Raw genomic sequence first — 4,414 nt, 5'->3', positions numbered from 1 at the left:
ATAATTATTTGTCCAACTTTTGGGGGTCAGTACACCTCTGGTCTTGCTTTTTAAATATTTAAAAATGGATGACACAACAATCATCCATTCTTTTTTAATTCTTTTTCAAATGTATCGGAAAGGGTAGTGAAACTTAACTTTTCTAATGTAAGCGGATGGGTAAAGGACAGTCGAAAGGCGTGAAGCATAAGCCGATTTGTTTTTGATTTGCTATTATAGAGAGGATCACCCAGGATAGGGAGGTTGTGATGAGAGAGATGCACGCGAATCTGATGTGTTCGCCCTGTCTTTAGTTTGCAACGAACCAAGGAAGTCTTGTTTGGGAATTGCTTTAATCTGCTTACATGTGTTTCGGCATATTGGCCATTTTTTGTATCAACTACTCGTTTTCTGCGATCATGGCGATCACGTCCGATTTTGTCTTTGAAAACAAGTTCTTTGCTGTTGATATGTCCGTCAACCTGTGCCCAATATTCTCTAGAAATCTCTTTTTTCTCCAATAAGCGATTGAGAATAGGCAGGATAAAAGGATTTTTGGCAAAGAGAACCAAACCACTGGTTTCCATGTCCAGACGATGAACGACATAGCAGGTTTGGCCGACATAGGCACTGACATGGTTAAGAAGTGCGATTTCGTTTGGTTGGTTACCATGTGTTTTCATACCCTCAGGTTTGTTGACAATAATCAAGTGTTGATCTTGATAAACTTCTTGAACGAGGTTTGGGTTGCCCCAAGGGATTTCTTTTTCGGGATAATCTTCCTCGTCAAAAGTCAACTGGCAAACATCTCCAGGACTTACCATTTCGTTCCAATGAACTTCTCGCTGATTAATCAAAATGTGTTTCTTGATTCTCAAAAAATGACGGATTTTTCTAGGGATGAGGAGTTGCTCCTCTAGTAATTGCTTAACCGTCATTTGAGGTAGAGAGTCTGGTAATGTAAATGTGAATTTCATACAGATATTGTAACAAAAAAAGCCCTATTTGGATAGGAAATAGCTAAATTCTTGTCTTCCTATGATGAAGATGATAAAATAAACGCATGAAATTAGATAAATTATTCGAGAAATTTCTTTCTCTTTTTAAAAAAGAAACAAGTGAACTAGAGGATTCTGATTCTACTAGCTTACGTCGCTCTCGTAGTGATCGAAAAAAATTGGCCCAAGTAGGTCCAATTCGAAAATTCTGGCGTCGCTATCATCTAACAAAGATTGTCCTTATACTAGGTTTGAGTGCAGGCTTGCTAGTTGGAACCTATTTGTTTGCTGTAGCCAAGTCAACCAATGTCAATGATTTGCAAAATGCCTTGAAAACTCGAACTCTCATTTTTGACCGTGAAGAAAAGGAGGCTGGTGCCTTGTCTGGTCAAAAAGGAACTTATGTTGAATTGACTGATATCAGTAAAAATTTGCAGAATGCCGTTATTGCGACAGAAGACCGTTCTTTCTATAAAAATGACGGGATTAACTATGGTCGTTTCTTCTTGGCTATTGTAACTGCTGGCCGTTCAGGTGGTGGTTCTACTATTACCCAACAGCTGGCTAAAAATGCCTATCTGTCGCAGGATCAAACTGTTGAGAGAAAAGCGAAAGAATTTTTCCTTGCCTTAGAATTAACAAAAAAATATAGTAAGGATCAAATTCTAACCATGTACCTTAACAACGCTTATTTTGGAAATGGTGTGTGGGGCGTAGAAGATGCGAGTAAGAAATACTTTGGAGTTTCTGCATCAGAAGTGAGTCTGGATCAAGCTGCGACTCTGGCAGGAATGCTAAAGGGGCCGGAACTGTATAATCCTTTGAATTCCGTAGAAGATTCTACCAATCGTCGCGATACTGTTTTGCAGAATATGGTTGCGGCGGGTTACATTGATAAAAACCAAGAAACCGAAGCTGCAGAAGTTGATATGACTTCGCAATTGCACGATAAGTATGAAGGAAAAATCTCAGATTACCGCTATCCTTCTTACTTTGATGCGGTTGTTAATGAAGCTGTTTCCAAGTATAATCTAACAGAGGAAGAAATTGTCAATAATGGCTACCGCATTTATACAGAGCTGGACCAAAACTATCAAGCAAATATGCAGGTTGTCTATGAAAATACAGCTCTATTTCCGAGGGCAGAGGATGGAACATTTGCTCAATCAGGAAGTGTGGCTCTCGAACCGAAAACAGGTGGAGTTCGTGGAGTTGTCGGTCAGGTTGCTGGCAATGATAAAACTGGATTCCGGAATTTCAACTATGCAACTCAATCAAAACGTAGCCCTGGTTCTACAATTAAGCCTTTAGTTGTTTATACGCCAGCAGTTGAAGCAGGTTGGTCCTTGAATAAGCAGTTGGATAACCATACCATGCAGTATGACAACTATAAGGTTGATAACTATGCAGGAATCAAAACGAGTCGAGAAGTTCCTATGTATCAAGCCTTGGCAGAATCGCTTAATCTACCTGCTGTTGCTACTGTTAATGATTTGGGCATTGACAAGGCTTTTGAGGCGGGCGAAAAATTCGGACTCAACATGGAAAAGGTCGATCGTGTTCTTGGCGTCGCCTTGGGAAGCGGTGTTGAAACCAACCCTCTTCAAATGGCTCAAGCATATGCTGCCTTTGCAAATGAAGGTTTAATGCCGGAAGCTCATTTTATTAGTAGACTTGAAAATGCTAGTGGTCAGGTCATTGCGAGCCATAAAAATTCACAAAAACGGGTGATTGATAAGTCTGTAGCTGACAAGATGACTAGTATGATGTTGGGGACATTCACCAACGGTACCGGTGTTAGTTCATCGCCTGCAGACTATGTCATGGCAGGAAAAACTGGAACAACTGAAGCTGTTTTCAATCCTGAATACACAAGTGACCAGTGGGTAATTGGTTATACTCCGGATGTAGTGATTAGTCACTGGCTTGGCTTCCCTACCACTGATGAAAATCACTATCTAGCAGGATCTACTTCAAACGGTGCAGCCCATGTCTTTAGAAATATTGCAAAAACCATTTTACCTTATACGCCAGGAAGTACCTTTACAGTTGAAAATGCTTATAAGCAAAATGGAATTGCACCAGCCAATACAAGAAATCAAATACAGAGTAATGAAGAAAATCAGGCGGATAATAGCCTTTCTGATATTAGAAGTCGTGCACAAAATCTGGTAGATGAGGCTAGCCGTGCTATCTCGGATGCGAAAATTAAGGAAAAGGCTCAAACGATATGGGATTCGGTAGTCAATCTATTTCGTTAAGATGCTTGTCAAAGCCTAGCTTTCTTGTTATAATAGATAAGATGGAGGCGTTATGGCACTAAAAAAAGCAAGCCTAGCTTGTGCGGTTTGTGGTTCGAGAAACTATTCAATCAAGATCAGCGGAAACCCCAAGCCAACACGACTAGAAGTAAATAAATTTTGTAAACATTGTGGTAAGTACACTACACACAGAGAAACGAGATAGGAGAGAGCGATGCGTTTTATTGGAGATATTTTTAGACTTCTTAAAGACACAACATGGCCAACTCGCAAGGAAAGCTGGAGAGATTTTCGTTCTATCATGGAATACACTGCTTTCTTTGTTGTGATTATTTATATTTTTGACAAGTTGATTGTTTCAGGTTTGATTCGATTTATTAACATTTTTTAGAAGATTTGTGGAGTTATTTACGCCAAAAATCTTCTATTATGAAAGGAAGTATCATGGATAGTTTTGATAAAGGATGGTTTGTTTTACAAACCTATTCTGGTTATGAAAATAAGGTAAAAGAAAATCTATTACAACGTGCACAAACCTACAATATGTTGGATAATATATTACGTGTTGAAATTCCAACACAAACAGTGCAAGTTGAAAAAAATGGAAAGAGAAAAGAAGTAGAAGAAAATCGCTTTCCAGGTTATGTTCTTGTGGAAATGGTGATGACAGATGAAGCTTGGTTTGTTGTTCGAAATACACCAAACGTTACAGGATTCGTCGGATCTCACGGAAATAGATCAAAACCAACTCCATTATTGGAACAAGAAATCCGTGATATCTTGGTTTCTATGGGACAAACTGTACAAGAGTTTGATATCGATGTTGAAGTTGGTCAAACTGTACGTATCATTGATGGTGCTTTTGCAGATTATACTGGTAAGATTACAGAGATTGATAACAATAAAGTGAAGATGATTATCTCTATGTTTGGTAATGACACAATAGCAGAAGTAAACCTAAACCAAATTGCAGAATTATAACCCTGAGAGAGGCAAGACCTCTCTTTTTTGTGCAGTTGAGGCGTTAAATGGGAGAGAATAGGTGAATGGCACCGATTAGCTTCATTATTTGTTAGACTGTATCTAGAAAGGGGAACGTTATGTTTAAAGAATTGTATAAAGAAGTCCAGGGGATTGTATATAAGTGTAGAAATGAATATTACCTTCATTTATGGG

The 4,414-nt window shown here is 38.8% G+C and carries 5 protein-coding genes and 1 pseudogene; 5 read left to right on the top strand and 1 reads right to left on the bottom strand.

From position 1 onward, the window contains the following. Positions 1-80: 80 nt before the first annotated feature. Positions 81-956, bottom strand: a complete 876-nt coding sequence (locus HMPREF2628_RS03570; protein ID WP_083320506.1) for an RluA family pseudouridine synthase — start codon at positions 954-956, stop codon at positions 81-83. Between the two features lie 86 nt (positions 957-1,042). Here HMPREF2628_RS03570 and pbp2a point away from each other — a divergent pair, with 86 nt between their 5' ends. The 5 genes and pseudogenes from pbp2a to HMPREF2628_RS10370 form a co-directional block, all read left to right on the top strand. Next, positions 1,043-3,238, top strand: coding sequence for a penicillin-binding protein PBP2A (gene pbp2a / locus HMPREF2628_RS03565; RefSeq protein WP_070842360.1), 2,196 nt, complete (start codon positions 1,043-1,045; stop codon positions 3,236-3,238). Between the two features lie 52 nt (positions 3,239-3,290). Further along, positions 3,291-3,443, top strand: coding sequence for a 50S ribosomal protein L33 (gene rpmG, locus HMPREF2628_RS03560; protein WP_001809375.1), 153 nt, complete (start codon positions 3,291-3,293; stop codon positions 3,441-3,443). A 9-nt stretch (positions 3,444-3,452) separates the two neighbouring features. Continuing rightward, a complete protein-coding gene (gene secE / locus HMPREF2628_RS03555; protein WP_001210990.1) occupies positions 3,453-3,629 on the top strand; it encodes a preprotein translocase subunit SecE in 177 nt (58 codons plus the stop codon). Between the two features lie 53 nt (positions 3,630-3,682). Then, complete coding sequence (gene nusG / locus HMPREF2628_RS03550) at positions 3,683-4,219, top strand: transcription termination/antitermination protein NusG (RefSeq protein ID WP_049492454.1); 537 nt, start codon at positions 3,683-3,685, stop codon at positions 4,217-4,219. Between the two features lie 119 nt (positions 4,220-4,338). Further along, positions 4,339-4,414: pseudogene (locus HMPREF2628_RS10370) on the top strand (sigma-70 family RNA polymerase sigma factor); the annotation flags it as partial.

The sequence above is a fragment of the Streptococcus sp. HMSC063B03 genome (assembly GCF_001836965.1).
Lineage (GTDB): Bacteria > Bacillota > Bacilli > Lactobacillales > Streptococcaceae > Streptococcus > Streptococcus pneumoniae_F.
The sequence above is the reverse complement of the archived record's forward strand: the minus strand, read 5'-3'. Positions and strand labels throughout refer to the sequence as shown.

What these genes read in the sequence shown, in the direction of transcription:
- HMPREF2628_RS03570 (WP_083320506.1), bottom strand. Translation starts at nt 956, where the DNA reads ATGAAATTCACATTTACATTACCAGACTCTCTACCTCAAATGACGGTT.
- pbp2a (WP_070842360.1), top strand. Translation starts at nt 1,043, where the DNA reads ATGAAATTAGATAAATTATTCGAGAAATTTCTTTCTCTTTTTAAAAAA.
- rpmG (WP_001809375.1), top strand. Translation starts at nt 3,291, where the DNA reads ATGGCACTAAAAAAAGCAAGCCTAGCTTGTGCGGTTTGTGGTTCGAGA.
- secE (WP_001210990.1), top strand. Translation starts at nt 3,453, where the DNA reads ATGCGTTTTATTGGAGATATTTTTAGACTTCTTAAAGACACAACATGG.
- nusG (WP_049492454.1), top strand. Translation starts at nt 3,683, where the DNA reads ATGGATAGTTTTGATAAAGGATGGTTTGTTTTACAAACCTATTCTGGT.